This is a genomic window from Hymenobacter monticola (assembly GCF_022811645.1).
Taxonomy (GTDB): domain Bacteria; phylum Bacteroidota; class Bacteroidia; order Cytophagales; family Hymenobacteraceae; genus Hymenobacter; species Hymenobacter monticola.
The window spans coordinates 1,585,076-1,602,756 of record NZ_CP094534.1 but is presented as its reverse complement, the minus strand read 5'-3'; the positions used below and the strand labels follow the sequence as shown (position 1 = coordinate 1,602,756).

Genomic DNA, 17,681 nt, shown 5'->3' with positions numbered 1-17,681 from the left:
AAAACTGGATATGCAAGAGGCTCGCAAAAAAAGTTAATGCAGCTTTGTTTTCCTACCTTGTGCAAAAAACCACTATACACCACACATGGCCAACAAGTTCACTTTTCGTCGTAACCTAGATGTAGGAAGTCTTGAGGCGGAAACAGACAGTTTCTTAATCGAAGCTTTTACTGATAAAGGGGACATATCGGTGTTGAAGGATACAGAAAATGTAAGGTCTATTGTAGTAGGCCGCACAGGCTCGGGCAAATCTGCGCTATTGACGTATCTGGAAACAGTGGAGGAGAATACGAAGCGAATAAACCCTGAAGCAATGTCATTGAAATATCTGAGCAACTCAGATATCATAAAATATCTTAAGGGCTTAGGGACAAACCTCGACTTATTCTACAAAGTATTGTGGAAACATGTATTCATTGTAGAATTTTTGAAGATGCAATTTGGGGATGATGTTAATAAAGAGAACGGAGCAATATCGTCCTTTATCCAAAGATTTTTGATGGGCAATAAGAAGCGTACACTATTAGAGTACTTACGCAAATACCATGACGATGGATTCTGGGAGAAGACCGACATTAGAGTTCGCACTATAGAAGACCAAGTCAAAAGGGGGCTAACAACAGAATTAAAACTTGCTCCCGAAGCGCTTCAAAAGCTATTCAATGGTACGCTCAAGTTTGAAATGGGTGATGTGTTAGTTGACAAAAAGGAAATTGCAAACAGAGCACAGAAGGTAATCAGTGAATTACAGGCCGATTCCATTTATCAAGTTTATGATATACTTAAGGAGGACATTTTCAATACTCGTCAAAAAAGATTTTATATTATTATTGATGATTTAGATAAAGATTGGGTAGATATTACTATAGTATATGATTTAATACGCGCTCTAGTAATAACCATAAATGAATTAAAAGGCATACCAGGAATAAAAGTGATTATTGCTTTGCGTGATAATCTATATGAAAAAGCTTTGCAGGAGACCGAAGCTCGACGTATGCAAAGAGAAAAATTCAGACAGCTTAACTTAAATCTAGAGTGGAATCATGCTTCTCTGAAAGAGCTTTTAAACAAAAGACTGGCCCTATTGATGCGCCGCCAGTACAGCCGTGAAACCCCTACGATAGATGACATCATGCCAAAGAGTGGCAGTGGCAAGCTTTCAGGCTTTGATTATATGATTCAACGAACACTCTTGCGGCCCAGAGACATCATTGCTTTTTTCAATAAATGTATTGAGAAAGCGAATGGCAACTCTATTATCACACGCGCCATTCTCAACCAAGCGGAACAAGAATATTCGCGTGAGCGATTGGAGGCAATTGATGATGAATGGGCCGAAAATTTTGGTTCTATTAAGCCACTCTGTGAATTCCTGAAAGGAGGGCCTCCTTCATTTAAAATCTCGGACTTAAGTGTAACCGACTTAGAACGCACATTACTAGCCGAAATTAGAGACAACACTTCCCAAGCATATAAAATAGCGAATGACTATGTGCTTGGAGTTAATTATACCTTTCAAGATGCGTTAAAATCCATTGTAACCATTTTATATAGAGTTGGTGTTCTTGGCGTCAAACTTAGTCCAAGTGACGCTACCATCTATACTCATACATCTAGCAAGTCGCTTGACCCTGCTGATATCACGGAGAATACCAAGTGTTATGTTCACTTGATGTTCCATGCTGCTCTCAAAATCGCGCTCAAAACAGAATAGGATTGCCCAATCCATTAGATAATTCTGTTGTTGATGCTTCGTACACTCGGCCCGACTAGCATTAGGCATGTTCAACATCCCTACCGCCACCGTGCCATCATCGCACTCATCGGCCTTGAACTGATAGCCTTGGCTGTAGCAGAAGCCGAAGTAACCGAAGTGGCTGTCGAGGCTGCTGAATTACTGGATTGGGGCAAATTCAAAAGTAGCCGGGGCCTTCTTAGCGCTCCTTCACACGCCAACAAACAAAAAGCCCCTCACGAAATCGTGAGGGGCTTTTTCTGTGGCAACAGTTGGAATCGAACCAACGACACCAGCATTTTCAGTGCTGTGCTCTACCAACTGAGCTATGTTGCCGTTTCCCCCGCGACGCCTTTTAGGTTGCTTTGGGGACCGCAAAGGTACGAACGCAAAACAATGACGCAAGAAATGCAGTAAAAAAAGTGTGGAAGCCAGCGGTTTTTTCTAAAAACTATTCGGCATGCCGAGTATCTTGCGGCCCCAAACGTTCCCGCCTTACCTTTACCGCATGTTGCAATCCATCCTCTTCCTGCTGCTCCTGGTGGCGGCATTCGGCTTGTTCGCCTGGCAGGTCCGGAAAATCCGCGCCAACATCCTCGTCGGGCGCGACCGTGACATGAGCGGCCACGCCGCCGAGCGATTCCGCAAAACCCTGCTGGTGGCCTTCGGGCAGCAGAAAATGTTCAAGCGCATGACGCCCGCCCTGCTCCACCTGGTGGTGTACGTGGGCTTTCTGGTCATCAACATCGAGGTGATTGAAATCGTCATCGACGGCCTGTTTGGCAACATCTTCGGCTTCCACCGCGCCCTCAGCTTCCTCGGACCGGTGTACGACGTGCTGATGGCCACCAACGAAATCCTGGCCGCGCTGGTGATTGTGGCCGTGGCCGCCTTCTGGTGGCGCCGCAACAGCAACCCGCCGCTCAAGCGCTTCAGCGGCCCCGAGCTGCGCCTGTGGCCCAAGCTCGATGCCAACATCATCCTTTACATCGAAGTAGCCCTGATGCTGGCCCTGTTCTTCATGAACACCGCCGACCTGAAGCTGCACCAGCTACGCGGCGAAGACCTGCCCGGCACCTTCCCCGTCAGCAACCTGCTGGTGGGCCTGTTGCCGAGCAGCGAGGGCACGCTGCACGTGCTGGAGCGCTTGGGCTGGTGGATTCACATCACGGGCATCTTCCTGTTTCTCAACTACCTGCCCAGCTCCAAGCACTTCCACATCATCATGGCGTTCCCGAACGTGTGGTACTCGCGCCTGGTGCCGCAGGGCCAGTTCTCGAACGTGGAAAGCATCACCAACGAGGTGAAGGCCATGATGGACCCGAGCTTCGTGGTGCCGCCTGCCCCGACCGCGCCCGATGGCTCGGCCCTGGCGCCCACGCCCTTCGGCGCCAAAGACGTGGAAGACCTGCCCTGGACCAACCTTCTGAACGCCTACTCCTGCACCGAGTGCGGCCGCTGCACCTCGGTGTGCCCCGCCAACCTGACAGGCAAGCTGCTCTCGCCGCGCAAAATCATCATGGACACGCGCGACCGGATGGAGGAGAAGTACGAGTCGCCCCTCATTTTCCGCCCCAACCAGTACGGCCCCGAAGCCAAGCACGAGCCCGTGACCGACCTGATGGAGGCCACCTTGCTCCGCGGCAAAGTGACGCCCGAGGAGCTCTGGGCCTGCACCACCTGCAACGCCTGCGTGGAAAGCTGCCCCGTGAACATCAACCCCCTGGAAAGCATCATCGAGATGCGCCGCTTCCTGGTGCTGGAAGAATCGGCCGCCCCGAACTCGCTGAACGTGATGTTCTCTAACATCGAAAACAACGGCGCCCCCTGGGCCTTCTCGCCGTCGGACCGCTTCAACTGGGCCGATGACTTATTTGCGGCGGAGAAACCTGGCGCCACCGCGGTAGCTTAAGGAAAACAAACCTAAAATCACGGTCATGCTGAGCGAAGCCGAAGCATCTCTACCGTGTAAGTAATCAAATTGAAATAAGATAGTTGCGCAGTAGAGTTGCTTCGGCTTCGCTCAGCATGACGTTCTTCTCCCCTATAGTTATGAATCCCGAAGCTCCCGCTAAAAAGCAAATCAACGTTCCCGTCATGGCCGATTTGGCAGCCCGCAACGAGTCGCCCGAAATCCTGTTTTGGGTGGGCTGTGCCGGCGCGTTTGATGACCGGTACAAGCGCGTGACCCGCGCCTTCGTGCGCATCCTCGACCACGTGGGCACCAAGTACGCCGTGCTGGGCCTGGAAGAAAGCTGCACCGGCGACCCCGCCAAGCGCGCCGGCAATGAGTTTCTGTTCCAGATGCAGGCCATGCAGAACATCACGACGATGAATGGCTATGGCATCAAGAAAATCGTGACGGCCTGCCCGCACTGCTTCAACACCATCAAGAACGAATACCCCGCCCTGGGCGGTGATTACGAGGTCATTCACCACAGCACCTACCTGCAGCAGCTCATCAACGAAGGCAAGGTGGGCGTGAGCGGCGGCGAAAGCTTCAAGGGCCGGCGCATCACTTTCCACGACAGCTGCTACCTGGGCCGCGCCAACGACATTTACGAAGCCCCGCGCGAAGTGCTGGCCGCCCTTGATGCTGACCTGGTGGAGATGAAGCGCAGCCGCGCCAACGGGCTGTGCTGCGGCGCCGGCGGCGCCCAGATGTGGAAAGAGCCCGAGCCCGGCAAAAAAGACATCAACATCGAACGCACCGAAGAAGCCCTGGCCACCCTGGCCGGCAGGGCCGACGCGCTGGCCAACCTGGGCGGCGTGGAAACCGAAACCGCCGCGCCCGGTGCCCACGACCTGCAGGGCAGCATCATTGCCGTGGGCTGCCCCTTCTGCATGACCATGATGAGCGACGGCGTGAAAAACAAAGAGCAGGAAAGTAAGGTGCAGGTGTTCGACCTGGCTGAACTGGTGGCTTCGGCCGAAGGCATCAACGCCTAGGTCTTTCAGCCGTCGTTTCCCACCAAGATTTAGGCAATAGACGCGGCCGGTATTCCGTTTGCCTAATACCTTTGGCCGCGCGGGGCCGCCACGTGGCGGCCCGCCAGCCTGCCGACTTATGCACGTAGCGTTTGACCAGCTTCCGGCCACGGCCCGGGTATGGATTTACCAGGCCGCCCGCCCGCTCACGGGGCCGGAGGTGGTGGCGGCCCTGCCGCACCTGGCCCGTTTTTCAGAGGAGTGGACTAGCCACGGCCGCAGCCTCTTAGCTTCGGCCGAAATACTACATCAGCAATTTTTGGTCATTGGCCTCGACGAGGGCGTGGCCGGAGCCAGCGGCTGCTCCATCGATGCGTCGGTGCGTTTTGTGGCCCAGCTTGAGCAGCAGTTTGGCGTGGCCTTGCTCGACAAGTCGCACTTAGCCTTCTTAATGGATGGGGTAGTGCACCTCCTGAAACACAACGAGATAAAGGCCGCTGTGGCCGCCGGCACCGTGGAACCAGATACGTTTTATTTTGATAACACGCTGGCTACCAAGGCCCAACTAGATACCCAGTGGCCCCGTCCGGCGGCAGAAACCTGGCTGGCCCGCTACTTTAGCTAGGAAGAAAAAAAAGAGCGCCTTGCGTGAATCCTACCTAAACGTAGTATTATTGCTAACCCAAAAATGCCTAGCCGGGAATATTTTTCGGCTCCTTCTCCCTCACCACCCCTCCACCACACCACCTATGAGGAAACTATTATTAATCTGCGCTGCGGCCAGTTCAACAGCGATGCTGAACAGCTGTGCCAGCAGCGGCGCCATGAGCAAGGCCGACAAAGAGTTTGCCCGGGGCCAGTACGAAACGGCGATTCCGCTGTATCAAGCTGACATTGCCAAGGGTAAAAACGCGTCGTTGAACAACTTCCGCATCGGTGAGGCCTACCGCCTTTCCAACCGTGTGGAGTTGGCCGAGCCGTTTTACAAAGCGGCCCTCGACGGTGGGGTGAAAAACGCCGATGCCGGCTTCCGCTACGCCGAGGCCCTAAAAGCCAACGGCAAGTACGACGAAGCCGCTGCGCAGTTCAGCACCTACGCCAGCAGCGGTGGCAACCGCACCCTGGCCGCCCGTGCCGAAACCGAAGCTAAAAACGTGAACGCCAGCAAAGCCATGGCGAGCATGAAGAGCAAATACGATGTGATGCCGGTGGACGCGCTGAACTCGGCGGGCTCCGACTTCGGTGGCACCATGATGGCCGGCCCGGGTTCCGACTTCGTGTTTGCCTCAAACCGCGAAGGCAAGAAATACCTCGGCAACGGCGAGAATTTCTACGACCTCTACGCCATCAAGTTTGACAACGCAGCTGCCATGAGCGGCGGCAGCGCCCGCAAGCTCGAAGGCCCATTCAACACCGAAGACCGCCACGAAGCCAGCGCCACCTACACCCCCGATGGCAAGACGATGGTGTTTGCCCGCTCGAACAGCGGCAAGAAAAACGACTACCGTCCCGAAGGCGGCGACAAAACCACGCTGCTGAGCGACGACCTCTGGATTTCGTACCTGCGCAACGGCGCCTGGACGGAGCCCGTGCTCGCCAACATCAACGACCGCACCGCCGACGACTTCTCGCCGGTATTTGCCCCGGACGGCACCACGCTGTACTTCTCCTCGGCCCGCAAAGGCGGCCAGGGCGGCAACGACCTCTACAAAGCCACGCTGGGCGCCAACGGCCGCTTCTCGCCGGCTGAAAACCTGGGCGAGAGCATCAACTCGGCCGGCAACGACAACTTCCCCGGCGTGGCCCCCGATGGCACGCTGTACTTCGCTTCGGACGGACGTCCCGGCCTCGGCAAGCTCGACTTGTTTATGGTGAAAGGCGGTCAGGCCGTGAACCTGGGCCCGGAAGTGAACAGTGTAGGCGACGACTTCGCCCCCGTGCCGATGGCCGGTGACATGGGCTTGTTCAGCTCGAACCGCGCTGGTGGCAAAGGCTCCGACGACTTTTACACGTTCAAGAAGAAGCCGCTGAAGCTGGTGACCTTCTACGCCGACGGCACCGTGCTGGAGCGCGACGACAAATCCAACACCTCTACGCCCGTGGGCGGCGCTACCGTGACCATCACGGGCCCCAACGGCCAGTCGCAGAAAGTGACCAGCGACGCCGCCGGTAAGTTCAACGTGAAGCTGGACTCGGTGAGCAACTACGCCTTCTTCGCCGAACGCGCTGGTGACTTCAGCTCGCGCACCACGCTGAGCACCGTGGGCCGCAAGCCCAGCCAGGATGCCCTGCCCAACCCGATGAACGACATTCAGCTGCCGGTGACCCTGACGCTGAACAAAATCATCCTGGCCAAGGCCATCGAGGTGAAGGACATTTTCTACGATTACAACAAGTACAACATCCGCCCGGATGCCGCCATCCGCCTCGACACCCTGGTGCAGACGCTGGTGGACAACCCCAAAATCAGCATCGAGCTGAGCTCGCACACCGACTCGCGCGGCAAAGACGCTTACAACATGAAGCTCTCGCAGCAGCGTGCTGAAGCGGCTGTGGCTTACATCGTGAGCAAGGGCATCAGCAAGAGCCGCATCACGGCCAAAGGCTACGGCGAAACCCGCCCGGTAGTGCCCAACGCTAAGACGGAAGCTGAGTACCAGCGCAACCGCCGCACCGAGTTCAAGGTGACGCGAATAGCGAAGTAACTTCAGCTTTTCGCTCGTTTGAGAAGCCCCCGCAGCCTCGGTTGCGGGGGCTTTTTTGCGTTAACGGGCGTAGAGGTGGGGCCTGTTTTGCCCGTTGCGACGCCAAGCCGTTCGGGCGGCGCAGGCATCCGGCAGGGGCAGGCTCCGCCTCTATACCATGCTGCTGTAAACGTGGCACACCTTTTGGAAATAGCGAAATACCCGCTGACCTCACCGCGGATTCTTTTCTGCAAACGCCATGAAAAAGGCCCTACTCTTCATCATTGCCAGCTTGTTTTCGGCGGTGGCCCCCGCCCTGGCCTCCCCCCCGCCGGCCGCTAATGTCAACTTCGTATCGGAGCGGGGCGTGCCGTTTGACCTCGTGCTGGATGGCCGCTTGGTGACGCGGGGCGGCGCCCGGCAGGTGCACGTCGACCAGCTGATGCCCGGCCAGCACTGGGCCGATTTCACCGTGCCTGCCGGCTATGGCCGGGTGGTGCGCTTCCGCAGCCAAGTGTGGCTGCAGCCCGGCGTTGAAACGTCGTATGAGCTCATTGCCCGGCCCGGCCGTCCGCTGGGCTTGCAGCAGGTGGGCGCGGTAGCGCTATACGGCCCCGCACGCGGCGGCTACGGCGGCTACTACAACAGCCCCGGCTACGGGGGCCAATACAAGAGCCCGCAGCCCTATGGCCAGGGCGGCTACGGCAGCCCGGCTCCCGGCTCGGCCTACCCCAGCGGCCCTAATGGCAATTATCCGAACAACGGTTATCCCAACTATCCGAACAACGGTTATCCCAACGCCAACCCAAACGGTGGCTACAACGCGCCGAACGGCAATGGCCCTTACGGCGGCAATAATGGTGGCTACGGCAACCCCAACGGAGGTTACAACAACGGCGCTAATGGCGGCTATAATAACGGCCCTGGCGGCGCCTACCCCGGCACCGCCACCAGCAGCTACCGCATGATGGCCCCTGCTGATGTGAATGCACTGGTGCAAACCATGCAGCAGCGCATTACGGAAGTGAGCAAGCTGAACGCGGCCAAGGACGGCCTGAACCAACGCGCCCTGCGGGCCGATGACTTGAACCGCCTGCTACGCGGCCTCAACTCGGAAGCCTGCCGGATTGACCTCGCCAAATTCGCCTACTCGCACGTGAACGACCCCGAAAACTTCGACCGCGTGTACGACGCCTTCGAAACCGAAGCCGGCGCGCAGGCCGTAGAGCAAGCCGTGCGCGAAGGCGGGCAGTAATGGCCGTAGCGCGAACTTTGTAGTTCGCGTGCCCCGCGCCGCTCGCACTGTTCGGGTATCGTTTAGGTACGCGAGCTACAGAGTTCGCGCTACAAACAAAAAGGCAGCCGTGGATACCACGGCTGCCTTTTTGTTGTTGTTAACTTTTGCTTAGCGCAGGCGGTCCATGCTACGCACCAGCTGCTCGTCGCGGCGAATGAAGCGGTTGGCCAGCAGGTTGAGGAGCAGGGCGAGCGTGGGCAAGTAGAAGCCGGGCAGGTACTGGCCTTCGAGCTTGATGTTGAGCAGTTGCTCGCCCTTGCTGGAGAAGTAGAACATGGCACCCAGCGTGGCCACGATGAGCAGCAGGTTGAGGGCACCGAGCATGAGCTGCCGGGCGCGGGTTTTAAACTGAAAAATCTCGAACGCAGCCACGGCGGCCGAGGCGGCGGCCAAGGCGCCAATCAGCCACACCGGGCCCTGGCCGGCCGGCAGTTGCCAGCCTTCGGCCTGGAAGCCGAAGGCCGTGAGGGTAAGCTCCTGGTGGGTGAGGCCGTCGACTTTGTGCCACAGCGGCAGGGCCAGCACGCTGAGCATGGCTAGGGCCAGCAGGAGCAGAAATACGCTTTGAATTCTTTGTATCATCTTTGTTGTAATAAAGAAAAAGGTCCGGGCGGGTGCCGGGGCCACAAATTTAGTCTCATCCGGCGCTTGCGCCGCTATTGTTACCCCTAATGCCAACTGCATATATCGTGGACGCGGTGCGTACCCCGATTGGAAAATTTGCCGGCGCGCTGAGCAGCGTCCGCCCCGATGATTTGGCCGCCCACGTTCTGCGTGAACTGATGCGCCGCAACCCATCCGTTGATAAAGCCGCTGTGGAGGACGTCATCATCGGCGCCGCCAACCAAGCCGGGGAAGACAACCGCAACGTGGCCCGCATGGCGGCGCTGCTGGCCGGCCTTCCGATAACAGTGCCCGGCAACACCGTGAACCGCCTTTGCGCCTCGGGCCTGCAAAGCATCATGGACGCGGCCCGGGCCGTGAAGTGCGGCGAGGGCGACGTGTACCTGGCCGGCGGCGCCGAAAGCATGACGCGCGCGCCCTTTGTGATGGCCAAGTCGGAGTCGGCCTTCGGGCGCGAGCTCACGGCCCACGACACCACCCTGGGCTGGCGCTTTGTGAACCCCAAGCTGAGCAAGCTGCACTACCCCTTTGCCATGGGCCAGACGGCCGAGAACGTGGCCAAGCAGTACGGCATCACCCGCGAGGAGCAGGACGCCTTCGCCTTCGAGAGCCAGCGCAAGTATGCGCGGGCGCTGGAAAAGGGCCGCTTCCGCAAGGAAATCGTGCCCGTGTTCATCCCGAACCCGAAGGGCGACACGGCTTTGTTTGACACCGACGAGCAGCCGCGCTTCTCGTCCATTGAGAAGCTGGCCACGCTCAAGCCCGCCTTCCAGCCCGAGGGCGGCACGGTGACGGCCGGCAACTCGGCCGGCATCAACGACGGCGCGGCGGCCGTGCTGGTGGTGAGCGAGGAAGCCCTGAAACGCTACGACCTCAAGCCCATGGCGCGGGTAGTGGCCTCGGCCGTGGCGGGCGTCGACCCGGCGGTGATGGGCCTGGGCCCCATTCCGGCAACCCATAAGGTGCTGCAGCGCGCCGGCCTCACGATGGCTGACATCGATTTGATTGAGCTCAACGAAGCCTTCGCGGCGCAGAGCATTGCTTGCGTGCGCGAGCTGGGCATGGACATGGCCAAGGTGAACGTGAACGGCGGCAGCATTGCCCTGGGCCACCCGCTGGGCAGCTCGGGTGCGCGCATCACGGCCACGCTGCTGCACGAGATGCACCGCCGCGGCGAGGGCATGCGCTACGGCCTGGCCACCATGTGCGTGGGCGTGGGCCAGGGCGCGGCCGTGGTTTACGAGAAGCTATAGTTTTCGCCAAATCCTTGAAAACAAAGCCCGTCCGGCTGCGCATTGCGTAGTTGGGCGGGCTTTGTTATGTCTTGAAACAGCGTATCTTTCGCTACCTCAACATTCCTTTTTCTTTTCCCAGCATGAAACACTTTTTTACTTCTACCGCGAATCGTTTCTTCAGCTACGCACGGCGCTGCTGCTGGCGCTGGGCGCGGCGGGGCCGGTGGCCTGGGGGCAAAGCTTTGCGCCCAAAATCGACTTTCCCACGGGGACAGCTCCTAACTGTGTAGCGCTGGGCGACGTCAATGGCGACGGACGGCTGGACATGGTGACGGGCAGCGGGACCACCGCTATGGCTTCTGTGTTGCCGGGTCAGGCAGGCGGAGGATTTGGTCCCAAAGCTGATTTCACAACCACCTCCGTTCCTCACCAGCTGGTGTTGGGCGACATCAATGGCGATGGAAGGCTCGATGTTGTCGTGGCTAATTTTAACGCGCGCCGTGTCGATACTGCCAGGGTTGCCAAGTGGCGGTTTCGGCCTTCAGGCCGATTATTTCACTGGAAAATCAGTAGCTGATGTCGCGCTGGACGACGTCGATGGCGATGGACGGCTCGATGTTATTGCGGTTAATGTCAGCGCCAACATTTACACCCCCGGCGATGTCTCGGTTTTGCTGAACCTTGGTGGCGGTAATCTTGCCCCTGCGGTTAATTATCCGATGGGGGAAAGACCCACCCGCGCAGCGCTGGGCGATATGAACGGCGACGGCCGACTTGACCTTATTACGGCGAACGCCGCCACCATATCGGTTTTGCCTAGGTTGGCTACCGGGGGCTTTGGCGCGGCTGCCGATTACCCAACAGGGTCCGAGCCCACGTGTCCGGCGCTGAGCGATGTGAATGGCGATGGCCGCCTGGATGTGGTCACGGCTAATCTGCAGGGACAATCCGTTTCCGTGTTGCTGGGCTCGTCGGGTGGGGGCTTCAGTCCCAAAGTCGATTATCCCACTGGGCCATATCCTTCTGGTTTGGCATTGGGAGACGTGAATGGTGACGGGCTTCTGGACATCGTTGCCAGCAGCACTTCCGCCGGTACTGCCTCAGTCCTGTTGGGCTTACCGGGTGGCATTTTCGGGCTTAAGACGGATTATTCCACCGGGGCCAATCCCCGCAGCCTGGCACTTCGCGACTTAAATGGCGATGGTCGCCTGGACATCGTCACGGCTAATACTAATTCCAACACTGTCTCCGTCCTCCTCAACACCGGCACCTACACCCCGCTGGCCACCGCCCGCCCCGCCTCCCCCTCTGACATCGCCCTCGCCCCCAACCCCGCCCACGAGGCCTTCGCCGTGACGCTGCCGGCCGGCAGGGCCGCCACCTCGGCCGAATTGCTCAACGCGCTGGGCCAGGTGGTGCGCCGCCCCGCCGTGGCCGGCCCCAGCTTCCAGGTTCTAACCAATGGGCTGGCGCCGGGCGTGTACTCGCTGCGCCTGACCACGAGTGCGGGCACCGTTACCAAGCGCGTGGTGGTGCAGTAGCAGCCCCTCGTACCTACAGCAAAAAGCCCCTATCGGACACCCGGTAGGGGCTTTTTCGTGCGGGCGACGACTGATAAGCTAGGCGTTGGCCTTGGCGTTCTTCTCGGTCTTAGTGGCTTTAGCTGGGGCTTTCAGTAGGCCCAGACGCAAGCAGTCGGCGTCGCGGGCCTCGTTGCGCGGGAATTGGGCGGCCACCAGCTTCACGGTATAGGTGAGGCACCAGGGTGAGGGCCCGGCGGTGACCCTGGGCCTGGGCGCGGGCTTGGGCATTTTTCTCGTCGCCCTAGCCGGTGCCGTCGCGGAAGGCGTCACGGAAGCCGGTGTGGCGGGTGGTGCCAAAGTCGGCGCCCAGGGTTTTGGCGTGGGTGGCGGCTTTGGCGGCGCGGGCCAGCAGCAGCTCAGCGGTGAGCAGGGTGGTCTGGGCGTACTCCTTGCGGCCGTTGGGAAAGAAATCATGGCGGATGGTGGGCATTTTCGTGGACTCGTAGTTGAGCAGTTCCTTGTCTTCGTCGAACTGGTGCTGCAGGTCGGCGAGGGGTTCCATATCTGCTGGGCGTGGGTGCGGAGCTGGCTGGTACCAACATCGGTGGCCTAGGCGCCAAACAAAGCGGTGTAGCGGGCCGTGAGCGCCGTGAACACGCCGCTGGGGTTGTCGAGGCCGAGGCGCTGGATGGCATCGACGGAGAAGTTATGCAGGCGCGGCAGGGTCACGTCCTTGGTGGCGAAAAAATAGGGGACGAAGAAGGAGGTCGGTTCGAATATGGGTAGATTGCGCGCCGGGAAATGGGACGGTGCATTGCAGGCACAAACGCCCCGCAAAGACACGATTGTTTATCAATATATGCGTCGGCTGCACCTGGAACGCCAGCAACTTAGCTGCCGCAAGGCCCGTGGTGTGGGAACCAAGGGGCCAGCTGCTCGGGGCAGGGCCGCCTTCGCTGCTACGGCAGGATGCTTTGCCGGAATCAGGAGCCCATTCGCCGAAGCAGCATGATGCCCTAATGCCGATAGAGCGCCTTTTGCCGAAGCGGCATGACAACACCCTACTAATGGCAAGGGCGTCTTCGCCGGCGCGGCATAATGCCCAAATAACGGTGGCTGCGCCCTTGCCGAGGCCGCGGGGTGTCCCACCCGCGCCGGGACAGCGATAAATAAACATGTTTCTTTCATTCAATACCTAATCTTTGCTGCCGACCTTTATCAGGCTGCGCGGATGCTCGGCATCAGATTAACTACTGTTTTACTTATTCCGCATGAAGCAATTATCCTCCTTTCGGTGCCTGCCCGCGCGGCTGGCAAGCCCTGTGGTAGCACTGGCGCTGGGACTGGCTACGGCCGGCGCGGTGCAGGCTCAGACGCCGGCCAGCTTTGCGCCCGCCGTGACGTACGGCATCGCAACCAACTTCCCCTCCAGTGGTATTGTAGCGGCCGACGTGAACAACGACGGCAAGCTGGACCTGATTATAGCCGATAATGGCAACAGCTCTGTTTCGGTCCTATTGGGCAATGGAAATGGGGCCTTCGGCGCCATTACTTCATTCAGCACAGGACCGAATAGTATTCTTGATGACTTGGGGGTGGCTGACCTAAATGGCGACGGCAATCTGGACGTAATTACAACTGATAAATACAACGGCTTCGTTTCGGTGCTATTGGGCAATGGCAATGGCACCTTCCAAGCAGTGGTCCAGTACTATCAGGGCAGTCCCGAACACTTGGCGGTGGCCGACGTGAACAACGATGGTAAGCTAGACGTGGTTATTACCAACTCGTATTATACGGTCAAGGTAATGCTGGGTACGGGCACGGGCCGCTTTAGCGGAGGAAATACTTTCGTTACAGGAGTAGTGCCAGGAGTAGGCAGTGTTCCTCAAGGGCTGGCTATAGCCGACGTAAACAACGATGGTCAGTTGGACGTGCTTACGGCTAACGTGGGCAATTCCACGGCCGGGGTGTTATTGGGTACGGGCACGGGCAGCTTTGGCCCCCCTGCTAATTTTGGTACGGGGAATTGCGTCTGTGCTTTCGGCATCACGGGAGATGGCCCCAAAAAAATTGTCGCGGCCGACGTAAATGGCGACAGCAATCTAGACCTGATTACAGCCAATTCAAACACCAATTCTGCCTCGGTGCTAGTGGGCAACGGCAATGGCACCTTCGGCGCCTTCAGTTTGTACAGCACAACAGGAGGGCCTATTAGCCCGGCGGGGCCAGTGCGGCATTGCGACGTTGCGGTGGCCGATGTGAATGGCGACGGCAAGCCGGACCTGCTTGCGGCAGGTACTAGTACGGTTGGGGTACTGCTGAACACCACGACCGTGCCCGCCGCACCCACCCTCGTTGGCATAAGCGCCGGCAGTGGGCCGGTGGGCGCGGGTGTGACGCTCACGGGCTCCAACTTGACGGGAGCCACTGGGGTGAGCTTTAACGGAACGGCGGCCGCCACCTTCGCCGTAGTAAATGCCACCACCGTGACGGCCACCGTGCCCATCGGCGCCAGCAGCGGCCTGGTAACGGTGACGACGAGCGGCGGCACTAGCAACGGGCTGGCCTTTAGCGTTGTGGCCGCGGCCACGACTTGGACGGGGGCGGTGAACAACGACTGGTATACGGCCGGCAACTGGACGGCAGGCGTGCCCGCCAGCACGCTGGATGTAACCATCCCCGCTTCGGTGCCGACTTTCCCGCTCATCACCAACGGCACGGCTGTCATGCGCAGCCTGACCATTGACGCAGGGGCCGCCCTCACCCAAACGGGCGGCACGATGGCCATCGCGGCTGACCTGACCAACAACGGCACGTTCCAGCCCACGGGCGGCACGGTGAGCCTGGGCGCCACGGCATTTAGTAGCATCGTGGGCAGCGGCACGGCCCGCTTCTGGAACCTGACGGTGGGCGCCAACGGCGCGCTGCTGGCCACCTCGGCCGGCGCGACGGTACAGCGCGTGCTCACGCTCGACGGCAACTTCACGACCAACGGTAACGCCTTCACCCTGCAGTCCAACGCCAGCGGCACGGCCATGGTGGTGAACAACGGCGGCAACGTGGTGAACGGCACCGTGACGGTGCAGCGCTACATCGACCCGAGCCTGAACCCCAACCTGGGCTACCGCCACGTCTCGGCGGCGGTGGGCAATGCCACGGTGGCCAGCCTGACGACGAGTGGCTTCACGCCCGTGGTGAACCCGGCCTACAACACCTCGGCCACGCCGCTGCTCGTGCAGTCCTTCCCCACCGTGTACGGCTACGACCAAAGCCGTTTGGCCACCACGAACAACAACCTGAACGCTTTCGACAAGGGCTGGTTCTCGCCCAACACCACCAGCGACCCGCTGGCCGTGGGTCGGGGCTACACCGTCCTCATCGGCGGCGGCCAGACCTGGAACTTCACCGGCGCGCTCAACAACGGCGACATGACCGTGAACGTAGCCCGCAATGCCGACGCCACGGCCCCCGACGCGGGCTACGCCCTGCTCGGCAACCCCTACCCCGCGCCTCTGGACTGGTCGCGGTTAGGAGACAACGACCACCCGAACGTGGGCAGCACGATGTACGTGTACAAGAGCAACGACCCGGCCAACCCCTACACCGGCGTCTACAGCTTCTACAACAACGGCATCGGCACCATCAGCCCCGTACTGCCCGTGGGCCAGGGCTTCTTCGTGCGCGTGGCCACCGGCCAGACCGCCGGCGCGGTGACCTTCCGCAACAGCCAGCGCCCGACCGCCTACACCCCCACCACCTACCAGCGCACGACCGAAACCCGCCCGCTGGTGGAGCTCAATCTGCAAGCCGCGGGCAGTGCGGTCAACGACGCGGCCTTTGTGTACTTCGAGCAGGGCGCGACGGACAACTTCGACGCCCGCTACGACGCCGAGAAGCTGCCAAACCCCTCGGGGCTAAACCTGAGCACGAGCCTGAGCGCCACCCAGCGCTTGTCCATCGACGGCCGCGCGCCGCTGGGCACCGCCCAGCGCGTGGTGCCGCTGGCCGTGGGCGTGCCCGCTGTCGGCGCCTACACGCTCAGCGCCGTCCAACTGTTGAACCTGGGCACCACGCCCGTGTACCTGCGCGACCTGCAAAGCGGCGCCGTGATTGACCTGCGCGCCCAGGCGAGCTACTCGTTCACGGTGAGCAACGCTTCGGCGCTGCTGACCAGCCGCTTCGAGCTGGTGTTTGCGCCCCAGGCCGTGCTGGCCACGGCCCCGGCCGCGCTGGCCGCCCAGGTAGGCCTCTACCCCAACCCCGCCACCGGCACCGCCTTCGTCGAGTTGCCTGCCGCCCTCGGCCGCACCGCCGTTACGGCGGAGCTGGTGGACGTACTGGGCCGCCCGGTGCGCACGCTGACCTTGCCCGCCCAAGGTACCACAGCGCACCGCCTGCCCTTGGCTGACCTTGCCACGGGCGTCTACACCCTGCACCTGAAAACCAGTGCCGGCGTCATCGCCAAGAAGCTGGTGGTGGAATAAATACTCGTCGCAACGGGGCCGCCTGCTTTGGGCGGCCCCTGGCGGCTCTTTCATTCTTTTAACTTCCGAACCCATGTATAAATCCTTCCTTTTGAGCGCGGCCCTCCTGCTGATGGCCGGCGCCGTGGCCCAGGCCCAGCCCGGCTCGGGCGGCCCGGGCCCGGGCACGCCCGTCACCCCCGTCACCCCCACCGACGTGCCCCTCGACGGCGGTGCCTCGCTGCTGCTGGCCTCGGGCGTGGCCCTGGGCCTGAAGAAGCTTCGGGAGCGCCGGCAAGTGGCCCGCTAGCCGGCCTCACCCGTAACCGAAGAAGCCCCCGTTGCCTTTGTGGCGGCGGGGGCTTTTTGTTGCCGGCTTGACTCGTTGGACCGAGCCGTACTTTTGCGCCCCATGCGCTACTTCCTGCACCTTGCCTACGACGGCACCCATTACCGCGGCTGGCAGATTCAGCCCGGCCAGCCCACCGTGCAGGCCGAGGTGGACCGCTGCCTGACCCAGATACTGCGCCGCCCCACTTACTGCGTGGGCAGCGGCCGCACCGACACCGGCGTGCACGCCAGCCACCAGGTGGCCCATTTTGATGCTGACCTGCCCGAAAGCCTGCCGCTCGACGTGCTGCTCTACCGCCTGCGCCGGGCCCTGCCGGCCGACATTGGCGCCCTGCGCCTGCACCCCGTGGCCAACGACGCGCACGCCCGCTTCTCGGCCGAGGAGCGCACCTACGACTATTTCGTGGCCACGCCCGCGCCCGACCCCTTCCGGCGCGACCACGCCCTGTACCTGGACCGCACGCCCGACGTAGCGGCCATGAACGAGGCCGCTGCTACCCTGATAGGGCAGTTCGATTTTACTTCTTTCTCGAAGGTGAAAGGCGGCGAAAACCACTACGTGTGCTACCTCTACGAAGCCGCCTGGCACCCCGCGCCGGGCGGCTTGGTGTTTCGCATCCGGGCCAACCGCTTCGTGCGCGGCATGGTGCGGCTGGTGGTGGGTACCCTGCTCGATGTGGGCCGCGGCCGGATGACGCCGCGCGCGTTTCAGGAGCTGCTGTGGGCGCGGCGGCGCGTGGAAGCCAGCGGCGCGGCCCCGGCGCGGGGCCTTTTTCTGAGCAAGGTGGCCTACGAGCCGGGCATTGTGCCGGAGCCGGAATAAGCAACCCGACCG

15 protein-coding genes and 1 tRNA gene are annotated in these 17,681 nt (G+C 60.3%); 12 read left to right on the top strand and 4 right to left on the bottom strand.

The window, feature by feature from the left end; genetic code table 11:
- The first annotated feature begins 85 nt into the window (after positions 1-85).
- A complete protein-coding gene (locus tag MTP16_RS06755) occupies positions 86-1,717 on the top strand; it encodes a P-loop ATPase, Sll1717 family (protein ID WP_243517113.1) in 1,632 nt (543 codons plus the stop codon).
- 284 nt (positions 1,718-2,001) lie between these two features.
- Here the strand turns inward: MTP16_RS06755 and MTP16_RS06750 are convergent.
- Positions 2,002-2,074 (bottom strand) — tRNA-Phe (locus MTP16_RS06750).
- A gap of 172 nt (positions 2,075-2,246) precedes the next feature.
- Between MTP16_RS06750 and MTP16_RS06745 the strand changes: the two genes are divergently transcribed.
- The 5 genes from MTP16_RS06745 to MTP16_RS06725 all read left to right on the top strand — a co-directional run bounded on the left by MTP16_RS06745 (position 2,247) and on the right by MTP16_RS06725 (position 8,605).
- Entirely contained in the window at positions 2,247-3,650 is a 1,404-nt protein-coding gene (locus MTP16_RS06745; RefSeq protein WP_243517112.1) for a (Fe-S)-binding protein, read from the top strand.
- 185 nt (positions 3,651-3,835) lie between these two features.
- The gene (locus tag MTP16_RS06740; RefSeq protein ID WP_243519994.1) at positions 3,836-4,687 is read left to right on the top strand and encodes a (Fe-S)-binding protein; all 852 of its coding nucleotides are present in this window, start codon (positions 3,836-3,838) and stop codon (positions 4,685-4,687) included.
- A gap of 118 nt (positions 4,688-4,805) precedes the next feature.
- On the top strand, positions 4,806-5,291 hold the full coding sequence (locus MTP16_RS06735) for a hypothetical protein (RefSeq protein ID WP_243517110.1): 486 nt from the start codon (positions 4,806-4,808) through the stop codon (positions 5,289-5,291).
- A gap of 169 nt (positions 5,292-5,460) precedes the next feature.
- A complete protein-coding gene (locus MTP16_RS06730) occupies positions 5,461-7,371 on the top strand; it encodes an OmpA family protein (protein WP_243517108.1) in 1,911 nt (636 codons plus the stop codon).
- Between the two features lie 238 nt (positions 7,372-7,609).
- Positions 7,610-8,605, top strand: coding sequence for a DUF4476 domain-containing protein (locus MTP16_RS06725; RefSeq protein WP_243517105.1), 996 nt, complete (start codon positions 7,610-7,612; stop codon positions 8,603-8,605).
- Positions 8,606-8,755: 150 nt separating this feature from the next.
- Here the strand turns inward: MTP16_RS06725 and MTP16_RS06720 are convergent, their stop codons facing one another.
- Complete coding sequence (locus MTP16_RS06720) at positions 8,756-9,229, bottom strand: DUF4293 family protein (RefSeq protein WP_243517102.1); 474 nt, start codon at positions 9,227-9,229, stop codon at positions 8,756-8,758.
- Between the two features lie 89 nt (positions 9,230-9,318).
- On the opposite strand from MTP16_RS06720, the gene MTP16_RS06715 reads away from it, so the two are divergent.
- From MTP16_RS06715 to MTP16_RS06705, 3 genes are all read left to right on the top strand, one after another.
- Positions 9,319-10,524, top strand: a complete 1,206-nt coding sequence (locus tag MTP16_RS06715) for a thiolase family protein (RefSeq protein ID WP_243517099.1) — start codon at positions 9,319-9,321, stop codon at positions 10,522-10,524.
- Between the two features lie 61 nt (positions 10,525-10,585).
- The gene (locus tag MTP16_RS06710) at positions 10,586-11,083 is read left to right on the top strand and encodes an FG-GAP repeat domain-containing protein (protein WP_243517096.1); all 498 of its coding nucleotides are present in this window, start codon (positions 10,586-10,588) and stop codon (positions 11,081-11,083) included.
- Positions 10,965-12,047 (top strand): T9SS type A sorting domain-containing protein, encoded by a 1,083-nt coding sequence (locus tag MTP16_RS06705; RefSeq protein ID WP_317244094.1) that lies wholly within the window; start codon positions 10,965-10,967, stop codon positions 12,045-12,047. Before MTP16_RS06710 ends, MTP16_RS06705 begins: the two co-directional genes overlap by 119 nt.
- 78 nt (positions 12,048-12,125) lie before the next feature.
- Here MTP16_RS06705 and MTP16_RS25865 read toward each other — a convergent pair whose 3' ends face one another.
- Positions 12,126-12,251 (bottom strand): hypothetical protein, encoded by a 126-nt coding sequence (locus MTP16_RS25865; protein ID WP_262922662.1) that lies wholly within the window; start codon positions 12,249-12,251, stop codon positions 12,126-12,128.
- A gap of 79 nt (positions 12,252-12,330) precedes the next feature.
- Entirely contained in the window at positions 12,331-12,591 is a 261-nt protein-coding gene (locus tag MTP16_RS06700; RefSeq protein ID WP_243517094.1) for a hypothetical protein, read from the bottom strand.
- Between the two features lie 709 nt (positions 12,592-13,300).
- On the opposite strand from MTP16_RS06700, the gene MTP16_RS06695 reads away from it, so the two are divergent.
- From MTP16_RS06695 to truA, 3 genes are all read left to right on the top strand, one after another.
- Complete coding sequence (locus MTP16_RS06695; protein ID WP_243517091.1) at positions 13,301-16,516, top strand: FG-GAP-like repeat-containing protein; 3,216 nt, start codon at positions 13,301-13,303, stop codon at positions 16,514-16,516.
- A gap of 73 nt (positions 16,517-16,589) precedes the next feature.
- Positions 16,590-16,805: a PID-CTERM protein-sorting domain-containing protein gene (locus MTP16_RS06690; RefSeq protein WP_243517089.1), complete on the top strand. Its 216-nt coding sequence runs from the start codon at positions 16,590-16,592 to the stop codon at positions 16,803-16,805.
- Between the two features lie 102 nt (positions 16,806-16,907).
- Positions 16,908-17,669 (top strand): tRNA pseudouridine(38-40) synthase TruA, encoded by a 762-nt coding sequence (gene truA / locus MTP16_RS06685; RefSeq protein ID WP_243517086.1) that lies wholly within the window; start codon positions 16,908-16,910, stop codon positions 17,667-17,669.
- Positions 17,670-17,681: the final 12 nt, after the last annotated feature.